At 73.3% G+C, this 15,528-nt stretch carries 14 protein-coding genes; 8 read left to right on the top strand and 6 right to left on the bottom strand.

Annotation, left to right across the window (positions count from 1 at the left end; genetic code table 11):
- Positions 1 to 924: a proline dehydrogenase family protein gene (locus FHX81_RS14990; protein ID WP_141978758.1), complete on the top strand. Its 924-nt coding sequence runs from the start codon at positions 1 to 3 to the stop codon at positions 922 to 924.
- Here FHX81_RS14990 and FHX81_RS14995 read toward each other — a convergent pair.
- A complete protein-coding gene (locus FHX81_RS14995; protein WP_141978759.1) occupies positions 904 to 2,220 on the bottom strand; it encodes an ATP-binding protein in 1,317 nt (438 codons plus the stop codon). The genes FHX81_RS14990 and FHX81_RS14995 overlap by 21 nt on opposite strands.
- An 87-nt stretch (positions 2,221 to 2,307) precedes the next feature.
- On the opposite strand from FHX81_RS14995, the gene FHX81_RS15000 reads away from it, so the two are divergent.
- The 3 genes from FHX81_RS15000 (at position 2,308) to FHX81_RS15010 (ending at position 6,213) form a co-directional block, all read left to right on the top strand.
- Entirely contained in the window at positions 2,308 to 3,981 is a 1,674-nt protein-coding gene (locus tag FHX81_RS15000) for a bifunctional 3'-5' exonuclease/DNA polymerase (RefSeq protein ID WP_141978760.1), read from the top strand.
- Positions 3,982 to 4,095: 114 nt separating this feature from the next.
- Entirely contained in the window at positions 4,096 to 5,484 is a 1,389-nt protein-coding gene (locus FHX81_RS15005; protein WP_141978761.1) for a carbohydrate-binding protein, read from the top strand.
- 60 nt (positions 5,485 to 5,544) lie between these two features.
- Complete coding sequence (locus FHX81_RS15010; protein WP_246107821.1) at positions 5,545 to 6,213, top strand: DUF6597 domain-containing transcriptional factor; 669 nt, start codon at positions 5,545 to 5,547, stop codon at positions 6,211 to 6,213.
- Here FHX81_RS15010 and FHX81_RS15015 read toward each other — a convergent pair.
- Positions 6,195 to 7,058, bottom strand: coding sequence for a hypothetical protein (locus FHX81_RS15015; protein ID WP_141978763.1), 864 nt, complete (start codon positions 7,056 to 7,058; stop codon positions 6,195 to 6,197). The two genes, FHX81_RS15010 and FHX81_RS15015, sit on opposite strands and share 19 nt — an antisense overlap.
- A gap of 151 nt (positions 7,059 to 7,209) precedes the next feature.
- Here FHX81_RS15015 and FHX81_RS40520 point away from each other — a divergent pair, with 151 nt between their 5' ends.
- From FHX81_RS40520 to FHX81_RS15030, 4 genes are read left to right on the top strand one after another with little or no spacing between them, the layout of a single operon-like run.
- Complete coding sequence (locus FHX81_RS40520; protein WP_170232054.1) at positions 7,210 to 7,626, top strand: hypothetical protein; 417 nt, start codon at positions 7,210 to 7,212, stop codon at positions 7,624 to 7,626.
- A 2-nt stretch (positions 7,627 to 7,628) separates the two neighbouring features.
- Positions 7,629 to 8,225 carry a DUF3558 domain-containing protein gene (locus FHX81_RS15020; protein ID WP_170232055.1) on the top strand — a complete coding sequence of 199 codons (597 nt, stop codon included), beginning with the start codon at positions 7,629 to 7,631 and terminating at the stop codon, positions 8,223 to 8,225.
- Between the two features lie 4 nt (positions 8,226 to 8,229).
- The gene (locus FHX81_RS15025) at positions 8,230 to 9,558 is read left to right on the top strand and encodes a hypothetical protein (protein WP_141978765.1); all 1,329 of its coding nucleotides are present in this window, start codon (positions 8,230 to 8,232) and stop codon (positions 9,556 to 9,558) included.
- A 17-nt stretch (positions 9,559 to 9,575) separates the two neighbouring features.
- On the top strand, positions 9,576 to 10,394 hold the full coding sequence (locus tag FHX81_RS15030; protein ID WP_170232056.1) for an ESX secretion-associated protein EspG: 819 nt from the start codon (positions 9,576 to 9,578) through the stop codon (positions 10,392 to 10,394).
- Here the strand turns inward: FHX81_RS15030 and FHX81_RS15035 are convergent.
- The 4 genes from FHX81_RS15035 to FHX81_RS15055 form a co-directional block, all read right to left on the bottom strand.
- A complete protein-coding gene (locus tag FHX81_RS15035; RefSeq protein ID WP_141978767.1) occupies positions 10,366 to 11,526 on the bottom strand; it encodes a lactate 2-monooxygenase in 1,161 nt (386 codons plus the stop codon). The two genes, FHX81_RS15030 and FHX81_RS15035, sit on opposite strands and share 29 nt — an antisense overlap.
- A gap of 265 nt (positions 11,527 to 11,791) precedes the next feature.
- Positions 11,792 to 13,945 (bottom strand): protein translocase subunit SecD, encoded by a 2,154-nt coding sequence (gene secD, locus FHX81_RS15045; RefSeq protein WP_141978768.1) that lies wholly within the window; start codon positions 13,943 to 13,945, stop codon positions 11,792 to 11,794.
- A gap of 37 nt (positions 13,946 to 13,982) precedes the next feature.
- Complete coding sequence (locus FHX81_RS15050) at positions 13,983 to 14,312, bottom strand: hypothetical protein (protein ID WP_141978769.1); 330 nt, start codon at positions 14,310 to 14,312, stop codon at positions 13,983 to 13,985.
- Between the two features lie 23 nt (positions 14,313 to 14,335).
- Complete coding sequence (locus FHX81_RS15055) at positions 14,336 to 15,328, bottom strand: tetratricopeptide repeat protein (RefSeq protein WP_141978770.1); 993 nt, start codon at positions 15,326 to 15,328, stop codon at positions 14,336 to 14,338.
- Positions 15,329 to 15,528: the final 200 nt, after the last annotated feature.

Consider the following 15,528-nt stretch of genomic DNA (forward strand, 5'->3'; position numbering starts at 1 on the left):
ATGCTCCGCACCGCGCTGCTCGCCGCCTCGCGCTCCGGGGCCATCCGCGAGCTGGTCGAACGCACGCCGCTGACCCGGCCGGTGGTCAAGCGGTTCATCTCCGGCGACGACGTGGCCGCGGCCGTCGCCACCACCGGCGAGGTGCTGGCCGACGGCCGGTACGTCACCCTCGACCACCTCGGCGAGGACACCCGGGACGCGGCGCAGGCCGCGGCCACCGCCGAGGCGTACCTGGACCTGCTGCGCCTGCTCGAGCTCGCCGGGCACACCGAGCGGGCCGAGGTGTCGGTGAAGCTGTCCGCGGTGGGCCAGTTCCTGCCGGTGGACGGCGAGAAGATCGCCTTGGAGAACGCCCGGCGCATCTGCGCGGCGGCGGGCGCGGTCGGCACCACCGTCACCCTCGACATGGAGGACCACACCACGACCGACTCGACGCTGGGCATCCTGCGCGAGCTGCGGGTGGACTTCCCGTGGGTGGGCGCGGTGCTCCAGGCGTACCTGAAGCGGACCGAGCAGGACTGCCGGGACCTCGCGCACGCCGGGTCGCGCGTGCGGTTGTGCAAGGGCGCGTACCAGGAGCCCGCCGCGGTGGCGTTCCAGGACAAGACCGAGGTCGACCGGTCGTACGTGCGGTGCCTGAAGGTGCTGATGGCGGGCGAGGGCTACCCGATGGTCGCCTCGCACGACCCGCGGCTCATCGCGATCGCGGACCAACTGGCGAAGGACCGCTCGCCCGACACCTACGAGTACCAGATGCTCTACGGCATCCGGCCCGACGAGCAGCGCCGCATCGCGGCCGCCGGCAACCGCATGCGCGTCTACGTCCCGTACGGCGACGAGTGGTACGGCTACTTCATGCGGCGGCTGGCCGAGCGCCCGGCGAACGTGGCGTTCTTCCTCCGCTCACTGATCACCACGGGCTAGCGCGCTGCGCCTGCGCGTCACCTCGTCCAGGTCCACCCGGAACAGCTCCGGGTGGGCCCGGGCGAGGCCGCGGTAGAGCTCGGCGGCCTCGTCCACCGCGACCAACGCCTCGGTCCGGCGGCCCAGCGCGGCGTAGCGGCGGCTGAGCTGGTCGAGCGCGTCGGCCAGGCGTGACGTGGCGTCGCGGTCCTCGACGGCGACGACCCGGCACAGCGCCACGGCCTCCCGTGACGCGGCCAGGGCGTCCTCGGGCCGGTGCGCGGCGACGAGCCGCAAGCCCAGGTCCCTCAGGGCGTTCGCGAGCGCGGGGCGGTGCTCGTCCGGGTCCTCCGCGGCCAGTTGCCGGTAGAGGGCGACTTCGTGCCGGGCCGCGGCCAGGGCTTCCTCGTGCAGTGACGCCAGGGCCGCGCGGGCGGCCAGCAGGCCGTGCAGCTCGGCCCGTTCGAGCCTGGTCGAGGCCTGCTCGGCGAGGGTCCGGGTGAGGATGGCGGGCAGCGGGTCGCCGTGGCAGCGGGGGTCGTCGAAGACCCGGCGCGCGACGGCACCGGCGGTCGCCGGCCACTCGGCCAGGATCCGCAGCGCGGCGACCGCGGCGCGGTCGGCGAGTTCCGGGTGCGCGGTGAACAGCTCTTCGGCACGGCGGCGCACGTGCGGCAGGCGTGCGGCGGCGCGCAGCAGGGTCTGCAGGGCGTCCGGGGTGCGGTCGGGGCTGATCCGGTCGTCCAGCAGCGCCACGGCCAGGGCGTCCTCGGCGAGCCGGCCGGGCGCCGGGTCGGTGGTGACCAGCCAGTGGGCCGGTGTGGCGCACACCTCCGCGAGCGCGGCCAGGTGCAGCTCGTGCAACGTCGCCACGTCGGGCGCGGCGGCGGTCGGGAGGGTGAGGCCCAGCGCGTACGCGAAGTGGGCGCACGCGGTCGCGAAGGACGTCTCGTGCTCGTCCGGGCACGGCGTGACGGCGAGGTCGTCGGTGCGGTAGCCCTGGCGCGTGGCGCGTTGACGCACGGCCGACCACCACCAGCCCGGGGTCCGGGCGATCAGCAGCACGCGCGGTTCGTGCAGGTCAAGACCGGTGACGAGGTCGGCGTCGTCCACGACCACGACGCCGGAGCCCGCTTGGAAGTGCCGCGCGAGGCGCGTCTTGCCGACGCCCGCCGGGCCGTGCAGCAGGAGCACCGAGCACCGCGACCCGTCGTCCCACCACCGCGCCAGCTCGGCCAGCTCGTCCACGCGCCCGTGGAACGGCACCACCTCGTACCGCGGGTCCAGCAGCTCACCGGGCGACAGGGTGCGGTCCACCGGCCACATCCTGCTCCCCGCCCTCGGCCACGATCGGGTGACCGCCGGCCACCGGGATTGTCGGGGGTGCCTTGCACAATCGGAGGCATGCTCATCGCGCTGGTGCCGGAAGGCGGGAACGCGGGTCGGCTCCGCGTGCTCTCCGACGCCGGGGTGCCCGAAGGACCCGTGCGGCGGACGGCGGACCTGGCCGCCGCGGTGTCCGAACTGGAGGACCGGCACCGGCCCCGGTGGCTGTGGGCGGAGACCGCGGAGGTCTACCCCGACCTGCTGGCGCGCGGGGTGCGGGTCGAGCGGTGCCAGGACCTGGCGCACGTCGAGTACCTGCTGCTCGCCTACCAGGGTCGGCACGCCGAGCCGCGTGGCCTGGGCGCGGCCGTCGCCCGGCTGCGCGGGCTGCCCGTGCCGGAGGACCAGGGGCCGCGCAAGCGGGACGCTCAGCCGACGCTGTTCGAGCCCGAACAACAGCGGCTGCCCGGCGACGCCGACCCGCTCGACGCGGTGGTCGGGGTGCACGCCGAGCAGCAGCGGCTGGCCGCCACGCTCCCCCACGCCGACCGGCTGCGGCTGCTGTTCGCGGCCGAGTCCGCCAGCGCGTTGGCCGCCGCCGAGATGACCCACTTCGGCCTGCCCTGGCGGGCGGACGTGCACGAGGAGCTGCTGGTGGACACGCTGGGCCCGCGGCCGGCCGGCGGCGCGCGCCCCGCCAGGCTGGCCGAGCTGGCCGACCGGATCACGGCGGCGTTCGGCGGCAAGCAGGTCAACCCCGACCACCCGCCGGGCATCGTGCGCGCGTTCGCCCGGGAGGGCATCGACGTGCCGTCCGCCCGCGCCTGGGTGCTCAAGGGGATCGACCACCCGGCCGTGGCGCCGCTGCTGGAGTACAAGGAACTGGCCCGGCTGTGGGTGGCGCACGGCTGGACGTGGCTGGACGCCTGGGTCGCCGACGGCCGGTTCCGGCCGGACTACGTGGTGGGCGGCGTGGTGTCCGGGCGGTGGGCCACGCGGGGTGGGGCGGCGTTGCAGATCCCGCGCACGCTGCGCACGGCGGTGCGGGCCGACCCTGGCTGGAAGCTGGTCGCGGCCGACGCGGCGCAGCTGGAGCCGCGGGTGCTGGCGGCGCTGGCGAACGACCACAAGTTCACCGAGGTGTCGTCGGACGACGACCTCTACACCACGTTGGCCGAGGAGGCGTTCGACGGCGACCGGGGCAAGGCGAAGCTCGCCATGCTGTCGGCGATGTACGGCGGCACGGGCGGCAACGCCGGTCCCGCGATGGCCGTGCTGCGCCGCCGCTTCCCCGAAGCCGTCGGGTACGTGGAAGCCGCCGCGCTGGCGGGTGAGCAAGGACGGATGGTGCGCTCGCGGTTGGGCCGCACGAGCCCGCCGCCGTCGCAGGCGTGGCGCGAGGTGACCGGCAGCGCGGACGACGGCGAGGACGCGGTGCGCCGGTCGCGGCGGGCGGCACGGGACTGGGGCCGGTTCACCCGCAACTTCGTGGTGCAGGCCAGCGCGGCGGACTGGACGGCGGCGTTGCTGGGCGTGCTGCGGCGGCGGCTGCACGAGTCGGCGCGGGGCGCGCACCTGGTGTTCTTCCAGCACGACGAGGTGCTGGTGCACTGCCCGGCGGAGTTGGCCGAGGTGGTGTGCGCCGAGGTGACCGCGGCGGGCGCGGAGGCGTCCCGCCTGGTGTTCGGCGCGACACCGGTCCGGTTCCCGCTCAAGGCCGTGCCGGTGGACTCCTACGCGGACGCGAAATAGCCGCTTTGCGCCGTTCGGTCGCTTGAACGATCTTGGTGAGAGCGCTCTCATGATTGCACGGCAATGTGTTGTCGTGCCGAACGCTGGAGGACAGTGACAAGGAGGTCACCGCTCATGGAGTTCAGCCCGAGCAGACGACGACGCGCCCTCGCGACCGCTGCCGCACTGATCACCGCCGTGCCGTTGGCGGTCGTCGCCACGATGTCGGCCGACGCCTCGGTACCGTCCACCCCGTCGGGCTGGACCCTGCAGTGGAGCGACGACTTCACCGGCGCGGCGAACACCCTGCCGTCGTCCTCGAACTGGATCTTCGACCTCGGCCACGGCTACCCCGGCGGCCCGGGCAACTGGGGCACCGGCGAGATCCAGAACTACACCAACAGCACGAACAACATCAAGCTGGACGGCGCGGGCAACCTGCGCATCACCGCGCTGCGCGACGGCTCGGGCAACTGGACGTCCGCCCGCATCGAGACCCAGCGGTCGAACTTCAAGCCGCCCGCGGGCGGCAAGCTCGCCATCGAGGGCCGCATCCAGATGCCCAACGTCACCGGCCAGGCCGCGCTCGGCTACTGGCCCGCGTTCTGGGCGCTGGGCTCGCCCTACCGCGGCAACTACTGGAACTGGCCCGCCATCGGCGAGTTCGACATCATGGAGAACGTCAACGGCATCAACTCCGTGTGGGGCGTGCTGCACTGCGGCGTCAACCCCGGCGGGCCGTGCAACGAGACCAACGGCCTCGGCGCGAGCCGCGCGTGCCCCGGCTCGACGTGCCAGTCGGCGTTCCACACCTACCGGTTCGAGTGGGACGACGGCGCCAAGGCGCTGCGCTGGTACGTGGACGGGCAGCAGTTCCACAGCGTCACGCAGGCCCAGCTCGACGCGACCACGTGGAACAACATGACCGGCCACGCCGGTTACTTCCTGCTGCTGAACCTGGCCATGGGCGGCGCGTTCCCCAACGGCGTGGCGGGCTTCGGCACGCCGACCTCGGCCACCCAGTCCGGTCACTCGATGGTGGTCGACTACGTCGCGGTGTGGTCCACCGGCGGCGGCACGCAGCCCACGACCACGACCACCACGCAGCCCGGCGGCAGCGGCTGGGACGCGTTCGCCGACGTCCAGGCCGAGCAGGCCACCTCGCGGTCCGGCGGCTACCTCGAAGCCGGTGACGGCGGCCAGACCGTGGCGCAGCTGCGCAACGGCAACTCGCTGCGGTTCTCCGGCGTCCGGTTCGGCTCGCGCACGGCCACCCAGTTCGTCGCACGGGCCGCGTCCGGGGCGTCCGGCGGGGCCAGCGGCCTGGTCGAGGTGCGACTGGACAGCCCGACCGCGGCACCCATCGGCAGCTTCGCCATCGCCAACACCGGCGGGTGGCAGAGCTGGCGCACGGTGCCGGCGAACATCTCGGGTGTCACCGGCACGCACGACGTCTACGTGACGTTCACCAGCGGCCAGCCCTCGCCGTACGTGAGCCTGAACTGGATCCGGTTCGGCACGTGAGTGCTCGTGGCGGGCCGCGCGTGCCTCCTCCTGCGCGGCCCGCCACTACCATCGGTGGGCGTGTACGCGGAACGCCCGTTCCCCGGTCTGGCCTGCGTGTGGCGCCGGACCACGTCGTCGACCGCCGTGGGGCGGGTCGTGCCGGACGGGTGCACCGACATCATCTACTCGGCGGGCACGGGTGAGGTGTTCGTGGCCGGGCCGGACACGGTCGGGCACGTGACGCGGTCGAGGCCGGGCGAGCTGTTCGGCGTCCGGTTCGGTCCCGGCGTGGGGCCCCCGGCGTTCGGCGTGCCCGCGGTGGAGCTGCGTGACCAGCGCGTTCCGCTGTCGGAGCTGTGGGGACCGTCGGCTCGCCTGGAGGACGCCCTCGGCGCGGCGGCGGACCCGTGCTCGGTGTTGGCGTCCGCCGCCCTGGCCCGGTTGCGGGAGACGCCGCCGGACCCCGTGGTGGGCGTCATCGCGTCGTCCTCGGGCAGCGTCGGCGATCTGGCCTGGTCGCTGGGGCTCAGCAGCCGCCAGCTGCACCGGCGCAGCCTGGCCGCGTTCGGCTACGGCCCCAAGGTGCTGCACCGCGTGCTGCGGTTCGACCGCGCGGTCAAGCTGGCGTGGCGGGGCGTGCCGTTCGCCGACATCGCCCACCGCACCGGGTACGCCGACCAGGCGCACCTGTCGCGCGAGGTGCGCGAGCTGGCGGGCGTGCCGCTGGGTCAGCTGATCCGGCCGTAGGCGCGCAGCGCCAGCAACGCCGTGATGGTGACAATGGGCCGCCACTCGTAGGTCGTCACCGGCGTCCACGAGGCCCACGGGAACGTCCACCCGCCGTCGTCCTGCTGCGCCGCCGCCACCGCGTCCAGGTCCGCGTCGATCTCCGCGTCGGTGAACCACTCGCGGGCCAGGCTGTCCGGCGTCGGCGCGTAGTGGTGCGGCTTGTGCGTCTCCCCCTCCGCGTACCCCTCGTGCGCCTTGCCGCCCCCCAGGTCGACCAGGCCCTGCTCGCGCACCAACGCGCCCAACCGCGCCGCCTCCCGTTCCGCCCACGGCCGGTCGGGCACGTGGTCGAGGAACCGGGCGCTGGCGTTAACCTCGTACGGGTGCGACTTCGTGAGGTCGGTGATGCGCCGCCGGCAGAAGTCCGTCGCGCCGTCCAGCCAGCCGTGCTCGACGCCCATCTTGTGCAGGACTCCTGCCAGCAGCCCCGTGACCAGCAGGTCGCTGTCGCCCGACGGCTGCCACCACGGCGCCCGCAGGTCCGCCCGCCCGGTGTCCAGGCAGTTCGGCACCCCGCCGTCCGCGTTCGTGATCGTGGCCAGGAAGTCGCAGGCCTCCCGCGCGTACTCGGTGCTGCCCGCCTCTTCGAGCAGCGACAACGCGGTGTAGGTGTGCAACGGCTGGCTCTCCGGCCCCCGCCCGTCGGGCTCCAACGCGTGCCCGAACCCGCCGTCGTCGTTGCGATACGCCGCCACCGCCGCCACCACCGCGTCGGCCGGCCCACCGTCGAACAGGTAACCGAACCGCCGCTGCTCCAGGACGCGCGCGTTGAGCCGGATGAAGGAACGTGCCGCTTCGATCATGCCCCGACGGTAGGCCTGTCCGCCTTGCTGCGTCTTGAACGAATCGGCCGTCCATCCCCCGGTAGGAGTAACTGCGGCGATAGTCCCGATGGGGCCAAGACCCTGTGCCATCATCGCTTCGGGCAGTTCAGCGTGTGAGGGGAGCACGACGATGTTGGACGCCGGGGGCGGCGGGGGCGCCAAGCAGATCGGCTTCATCGCCGACACCGTGGCGGCGGGACCAGCGGGTTCGGGGCTGGTGGCGAGCCAGACCCGGTTCACCGTCGACCCGCAGCAGGCGCAGAAGCTGATCGACGGCTTGATCGAGGCTCGTGACAAACTGCAGGGACTGGTGCTGCAGGCCGAGCGGCTCGCGGGCGTCCAGTCACCCGGCAAGGACCCGTACAGCGGTTTCGCCACGTTGGCCATCCGCCGATCCGCAGGCGGCGAGCCGGGCGGGTACGTGTGGGCGAACAAGGAGGCCTACAAGGCCCTCACCAACACCATCCTGAACATCCAAGCGGCCCTGGAGAACTACAAGGGCCAAGACGAAGCAACCGCCGACGCCTTCAAGGGCGAGGGGAAGTAGTCGTGAGGCGAGCAGTTCTGGCAGTTCTGTCCCTGGTCGCGATCGTCGCGGGCTGCACGTCGACCGGGGGCACCCCCGGCCCCGCCGCGACGACCATGGGCGGCTCGACCACCACTCGGTCCTCCGCCCCGGACGGCAACGGGATGCCCCCCATCAGCGGGCCGGAGCTGGACCTGTCCAAGTCCGGCGCGTGCGAACTCCTCAAGGCCGACCAGTTGGCCTCCCACGACGTCACCAAGCCCGGCGAGGTCACCACCGACGCCGCCGGCGAAACGTGCCAGTGGCGGCCGCAGGACCGGGTCCTCGGCACCAGCTTCAGCGCCACGATCCTGGAGAACACCGACGGCATCGCGGGCTACTACGAGAACCGCGACGACTACGCCGAGTTCGAGGAGATCCAGGTCGCGGGCTACCCGGGCTTCAACGCGAGCAAGACCGACCTCAAGAGCGGGTCCTGCACCACCGGCGTCGGGGTGGCCGACGGCCAGGGCTTCCTCGTCCAGAGCATCGTGAACGACGAGAAGCTGCCCGAGTACAAGAACCCGTGCTCGGTCTCCGGCGCCATAGCGGAGACGATTGTCGGGAACCTGAAGGGGTAGGGACATGGCCGGCGATGTGGACATGGACCTGGGGGGCTTCGTGCTCCTTCAGATGGGCATGGGCGCGGAGAAGATCTACGGCTGGTTCCACGACGGCAAGGGGCCCGAGCAGACCACGGACTCCGGCCTCGAGACGTGGGGCACCATCTCCAACGGCCAGACCGAGGTCAGCGACCTGATCAACCAGGCGGTCCGGGCTTCCGGCGCGGCGTGGGAAGGCGCGGCCGGTGATCGGGCGCGATCCGCCACCACGCCGCTGGCCAGTTGGTCCGACGCGGCGAGCAGCAGTGCCCTGACCGCGAGCGACAACACCGCGGAAATCAGTCGGGCCTTCCGGCAGGCCAAGGACAGCCTGCAAAAGCCCGTCGACGTGCCCGACAAGCCCTGGTACAACGACGCGATCCCGTGGAACACCGACTACGACGACGCGGTCGAGGAGAGCCAGCAGGTCAACTCGCACAACGTCGCCGTGCTCAGCAGCTACGGCGAAGCGGCGAACACGGCGGGCGCCGGGATGCCGACGTTCCAGTCACCCGACGAGATCGGGGCGGACGTCGAGAAGGAGAAGATCGTCATCCCGCCGCCCAAGCCGGGCAAGGACGACGGCACCGGTGACGGTGACGGGACGGGTGACGGCGACGGTAGCGGTGATCGCAACGGCACGGGGACGACCAAGCCGTCGTGGACCGAGCCGACGATCCCGCCGCCCGGCACGACCGACAACACGACCAGGCCGTCGTGGGTGCAGCCCGATCCCAACGGGCCCAAGCCCGACATCGGCTACCGGCCGCCGGAGCTGCCGAAGGACCGCCTGCCGTACGACCCGCGGTTGCCCTATGACCCGAGGTTGCCGTACGACCCGCGCAACCCGAACGACCCCCGCAACCCCAACCACCCCAACAACCCCAACAACCCGCGCAACCGGGTGCCGGGGACGCCGCCCGGCATGCCCGGTGGCGGCGGCGGTCGCGGGGGTGGCGGTGGCGCCGGTGGGTTCGGCGGTGGGCGCATCCCCGGTATGGGCGGACCCGGTGGCATGGGCGTCGGCGGCATGGGGCCGGGTGGCTTCGGCCCCGGCGGCGCGTCCGGCGCGTTGGGCCACGGCGAGGGCCGAGGTGGGTTCGGGCCGGGTGGTGCGGGCGGGTTCGGGCCCGGTGGCGCGGCCGGTGGTCGTGGTGCTCCGGGTGCGGCCGGCATGGCCGGCATGGGTGCCGGTGGCGCCCGCGGTGGGGGTGACGAGGACAAGGAGCACAAGTCCGCGTCCTACCTGCAGGAGACCGAGGACATCTTCGGCGACGGCACGATGGTGGCCCCACCGGTCATCGGCGAATAGCGGGAACAGGGGGGAAAGTGCTGCGTACCAGGGTCGCCATCCCGGTCGTCGCGCTCTACAACGCCTGGCAGGCCGAAGGTCTGCCGACGCTGCACAACGCGCTGCTGGCGCAGGTCGACTTCGACGATGACCAGCTCGCCGAGGGTGACGTCACGGTCCTGGCCGACCTCGCGCGCCGCGGGTGGGCCGAGTTGGAACGGCTCGGCCTCGCCCGCGGCCGGCAGGTGCACGCCGACCTGGGCCGGTCGTTGCGCCTGATCGCGAACGCGAGCGCCGAGTACTACGCGTTCTTCAACCAGGGTGGGGACGAGACGCGCACCGCCCTGGTCGTGCAGTCGGGGGACGACGCGCTGCGCGTGGTGCTGCGGGCGGACAAGCACTTCGTGCTGGAACCCGTGCGGGTCGAGGACGTGGTGCAGTCGCTGGTGTCCGCGCTGCCGGAGGTGAAGCCGGGACGCGGCGGCGTGGTCTCGCTGCCCGCCGACGCGTTGGACGACAAGCCGCGCCAGCCCCGTCCGGACGAGGACGGCGGGTCGTTCCTGCAGGCCAGCAGGCCGACCGGGGCGCACGTCGCCGAGGTGCAGCAGGTTCGCAGGCTGCTGGCCGAGCAGCGCACCGGCGGCGGCCAGCTCTACGCCGCGCGCCGGGACCGGTTCGGCCGCAAGCAGCGGTGCGCCGCGCCGTTGACGTACTTCGACACGATCACCGGTCGTTACCTGTCGGCGAAGACGCCCGGCCGCGACGGCACCCCGTGGATCACCGTGCAGCCGGCCGACTTCACCACCTTGCAGAACCGGGTGCGGCAGCTCAGCGCCGACGCAGCACCTCGCGGCTGAGCTCGGCCGGGCTGCGGTGCCCGGACAGGCCCAGGGTCAGGTCGAAGTCGGCGAGCAGGCTCCGCAGCACGTGCCGGACACCGACCTGGCCGCCGTGCGCCAATCCGTAGGCGAACGGGCGGCCGACGAGCACGGCCTTCGCGCCCAGCGCCAGCGCCTTGACGATGTCCGCGCCGCTGCGGATGCCGGAGTCGAACAGCACCTCGACCTGCTCACCCACGGCGTCGGCGATCTCCGGCAGCACCTCCAGCGACGCGACCGCGCCGTCCACCTGCCGTCCGCCGTGGTTGGACACGACGATGCCCTGCACGCCCGCGTCGACCGCCTTGCGCGCGTCGTCGGGGTGCTGGATGCCCTTGAGCACGATCGGACCGTCCCAGTGCTCGCGCAGGAACGACAACTGGTCCCACGACTTGTCGGTGCCGGTGAACAGCTGCACCCACCGCAGGATCGCCATCGGCAGGTCGTCCTCGGGTGACGCGGCGAGCCCGGCCCGGAACGCCGGGTCGGAGAACGGGATCGCCGTGCCGACGCCGCGCAGGAACGGCAGGTAGGACTGGTCGAGGTCGTGCGGCCGCCAGGCGAGCGTCCACGTGTCGAGCGTGACGACGAGCACCCGGTACCCGGCTTCACGCGCCCGGCCGAGGATGCTCACCGCCACGTCCGGGTCGTTGGGCCAGTAGAGCTGGAACCAGCGGGCGGCGTCACCGGCAGCCTCCGCGACCTCCTCGATCGTGTGCGACGACGCCGTGGACAGCACGAACGGCACCCCCAACTCGGCCGCCGCCCGTGCCGTTGCCAGCTCGCCGTCCGGGTGCAGGATCGACTGCACGCCGACCGGCGCGAGCAGCACCGGCGCGGGCATGTCGGTACCCAGCACGGAGGTCCGCAGGTGCCGCTCGGTGGCGTTGGTGAGCATCCGCGGCACGATCCGCCAGTCGTCGAACGCCTCCCGGTTCGCCCGCGCCGTCGCACCCCCACCGGCCGCGCCCGCCACGTACCAGAACGGCCCGGGCCCGAGCCGTTCCCGGGCGGACGCCTCCAGCGCTTCGGGGTCGGTGGTGAACGGCGGGACGTTGCCCGCGAGGCCTTGCAGGTAGATCTCGTTCTGGTACGAGGCGAATCCGGTCATGGGGACACCTTGCTACAAGAACAGGCGTTTCGGCAGGAGCCACGACCAGCAGCTCGTCGTCCGCCGAGCGGAACAGACCGGTCACCACCCGGCGGCCCCGGCGCGCGACCGCGGGCCGGCTCGCCGGGGTCGTCCACAAGCGACGGACCGGGCGTGATGGGTCCGAACAGGATGCCCGCCACCATGAACAGCGGGATGGTCGGCAGTTCGATCCGGACGGCGGCGGCCGGGAACGCCCCAACGACGAGCAGCGCGTGGCCCGCGCTTACCGGCGCTCCAGCACGATCGCCGCCGGCGCCGCCGTCACGACGGTCGAGGCCGTGCCGGCGACCAGCCCGACCAGCAGCGCGGTGGAGAAGTCGGCCAGCGAGCCGTCACCGAGCACCAGCAGCGCGGCCAGCACGAACAGCACGCCGATGCCGGTGTTCACCGTGCGCGGCAGGGTTTGCAGCACCGCGGAACTCATCACGTCGGGGAACGGCGCCTTGGTCCGCTTCAGCTCGCGCACCCGGTCGAACACCACCACCGAGTCGTTCACCGAGTACCCGATCACGGTGAGCAGCGCGGCCAGGAACACCGCGTCGGCCGTCTTGCCCAGCCACGCGAACGCGCCGACGAGCACGACCACGTCGGTGACCAGGGCGACCACGGTGGCCACGCCGAGCCGCCAGTCGAACCGCACCGCCAGGTAGACGAGCTGCGCGGCGACGGCGATTGCCAGCGCGATCAACGCGTTGCGCCGCAGCTCGGAGCCGAGGCTCGGCCCGATCAGCTCGTTGCTGACCTGTTCCGCGCCGCCGGTCGCGCGGTCGACGGCCTCACCCAGCCGCACGGCGGCGGCCGAGTCGATGGGACCGGTGCGCACCGAGATGCCGTCGGAGCCGGAGGTCGCCACGACCGCGTCGCCGAACCCGGCGGATGCCAGTTCCGCCCGCACCCGGCTCGTGTCGACGGAGGACGCGGTGAACTCCAGCATCCGCCCGCCGGTGAACTCGACCCCCAGCTCCAACCCGCGCACGACCAGGCCGCCGACGGCCGCCAGCAGCACCAGGCCGGCGGCGAGCAGCCACCGCCGCGGTCGCCGGTACAGCGCGATCCCGCGTGTGGTGAGCCACGTGCGCACCCGTCCCAGCGAGTGCAGCCCGCTCCACGTCGGCCGCCGTTCCAGCAAAGGCATCACCAACCGCAACAGCACCCGGCTGAGCACCAACGCGCTGAACAACGACGCCAGCACACCGATCGACAGGGTGACGCCGAAACCCTTCACGGGCCCGGTGGCCAGCCAGAACAGCAGCCCTGCGGCCAGCAGCGTGGTCACGTTCGAGTCCGCGACCGCGCTCAGCGCGCCGCGGAACCCCTGGTCCACGGACCGGGGCAAGCGCTTGCGGCGCGCGTACTCCTCCCGGGACCGCTCGAACACCAGCACGTTCGCGTCCACCGCCATGCCGATGGCCAGCACGAACCCCGCCAAGCCGGGCAACGTGAACGTCGCCCCGATCGCCAGCATCGCGGCGTACGCCAGAGCCGCGTAGCCGGCCAGCGCCAGCACGGCCACGAGCCCGGCGAGCCGGTACGCGAACACCAGGAACAGCCCGGTCAGCGCGACGCCGATGATCGCCGCACGGGCGCTGGCCTCGATCGCCTCGGCGCCGAGCGTGGGCCCGACGGTCCGCTGCTCCACCACCTCGACGGGCACGGGCAGCGCACCGGACCGGATCACCAGCGCCAGCTCCTCGGCCTCGGCCTGGCTGAACTGCCCGGTGATCGACGTGCTGCCGCCGATCATGCCGGTGCCGCACACCACCGACGGGTCCACCTGCGGCGCGGACACGACCTGGCCGTCCAGCACGAACGCCACCCGCCGCTTCGGGTCGCCCGGTGGCGAGCACGCGGCCTCGGCGGTCACCCGCTGCCACGCCCGCGGTGCGTCACCCTGGAAGTCGACGCCGACCAGGTAGCCGACGCCCTGCGAGTTGGGCGTGGCGCGGGCGTCCTCGATGCCCTCGCCGGTCATCACGACCTCGCCCAGGGCGACCGCGTCACCTGTCGGTGTGGGCACGTCGCCGAGCCCGGTCACCGGCTGCACGCGCAGTTGGGCCGTGCGGCCGAGCACCTCGATGGCCTCGGTCGGGTCCTGCACGCCGGGCAGTTCCACGACGATGCGGTGATCGCCGGACCGGGCCAGCACGGGTTCGGCCACGCCGAGCTCGTCGACGCGGCGGCGCAGCACCTCCATCGCCCGGTCGGTGGCGTCGGAGGTGGCTTCGGACGGGGTCTCGAGCACGATCCGGGTGCCGCCGCGCAGGTCGAGCCCGAGGCGCGGTTGGACGGTGAGCAGGGTGAACGTGGACGCGACGAGCACGCCGAGGGCCAGCAGCCCGCGGACGACAAGAGCTCGCCGCGCGTTGGAGCGCGGCATGGCGGAGGAACCTCCGGGTGAGGTGAACGGGGTGGGTTCAGCTACCGGAGGTCACGGGCGGCGCGCGTTCGCCCAGGGAGGTCTGGCCGTTGCGCTCGAGGAGGTGGTGGGTCGGGTCGACCACGTCCACCCGCACCGGCGGCGCGGGCGTGACGTGCACGGCCGGCTGGACGCCGTCCAGCGGCTGACCCGGGTGCACCTGCACGGGGTGGGTGGCGTTCGTGGCGCGCGCGGTCGTGCCGGGCAGGTGGGCGGCGTCCACGGTGGACGAGACGGCGACCACGTCGACGGGCGTACCGGGGCCGGGTCCGGACACGACGAAACCCGCGATCAACGCCAGGATCGCGAGCAGCGCGCGTCGGGTCATCGGCCTCCTTCCCGTCGTCCAGGTTAGCGACCGCCGGCCAGGACGACGACGGCTCCGCCGATCAGGGCGCACAGCCAGGCGATGACGAGCGGCTGCATCGTCGTCGCGCCGAGCAGCAGCGCCACCGTCCAGCCGGTCAGGATGACGGCGGACAGACCGAACATGGTCGCGGTGAAGGCGACCTTGGGCCGGTGCCGGGGCAGCCGGAACAGCGCCCGCCGCACCCCGCGCCGCGCCTTGACCAGCACCAGCCCGACGACCGCGGCGCAGGCGACGACCAGCAGGCCGGAGAACCAGCCGAGGAACGGCGTCGGCCGCGGCATGCCCCCGAGCAGCAGCACCAGCCCGCCCGCGACGAGCAGCGCGGCCAGCCGGGACAACGCGGGCCAGACCAGCGCGTGCGCGGCGTGCAGCGCTTCGGCGGACGGCGGCGGGATGGGCGCGCCACCGCGCTTGCGCCGCACGGTGTCGAGGTTGGCGCGCACGTCGCCGGCTTCGGGGTCCAGGCGCAACGCGGTGCGGTAGGCGCGTTCGGCGGTGCCCCAGTCGCGCACGCGCAGGGCGGCGTCGCCGAGCACCTGGAACGCGCGTGCCTGCCCGGGCGCGAGGTGCGCTGCCTGCCGGGCGACCTCCACGGCCTCCCGCCGGCCGTCGGGGCTGTTCGCCAGCACTTCGGCCAGCACCACCTGGCAGCGCCAGTCGCCGGGTTTGCGGCGCACGCACTCCCGTGCCGCGACGACCGCCTCGGCGTGCCGCCCCAGTTCGCTCAACGCCAGCGCGGTCAGCCGTTGCGCCCACGCCGGGTCGCCGTCGAGCACCAAGGCGCGCTTGGCGGCGTTCAGCGCCGGGTCGGGTTCGCCCGCGTCGAGGTAGGCGGCGGCCAGCCGGCACCACGCCTCACCGTGCAGGGGGTTGACCACGAGCGCCGGCTGGAGCAGGTCGATCGCCTGGCGCGGCAGTCCGCGCGCGGTCAGCTCGGCGGCACGCACCACGACCGCGGCGATCGGCTCCGACATGGCCCACATCGTGGCAGGCCCTCCGGGCTTGCACTATCGGGTGACGGGCCGTCCCCCTCGACGACGGCCCGTCACCCGCCTCCCCCTCAGGTGACGGCCGGCTCGCGCACCGAGCGGTGCGCGTCCTCCCGCGAAGCGGCCGCCAACTCCTCGCCGGCGGTGCGCAGGCTGGTGTCGGTGTGCGGCAGGTGGGCCACGAT

The sequence above is a fragment of the Saccharothrix saharensis genome, from assembly GCF_006716745.1.
In the GTDB taxonomy this organism is placed as follows: domain Bacteria; phylum Actinomycetota; class Actinomycetes; order Mycobacteriales; family Pseudonocardiaceae; genus Actinosynnema; species Actinosynnema saharense.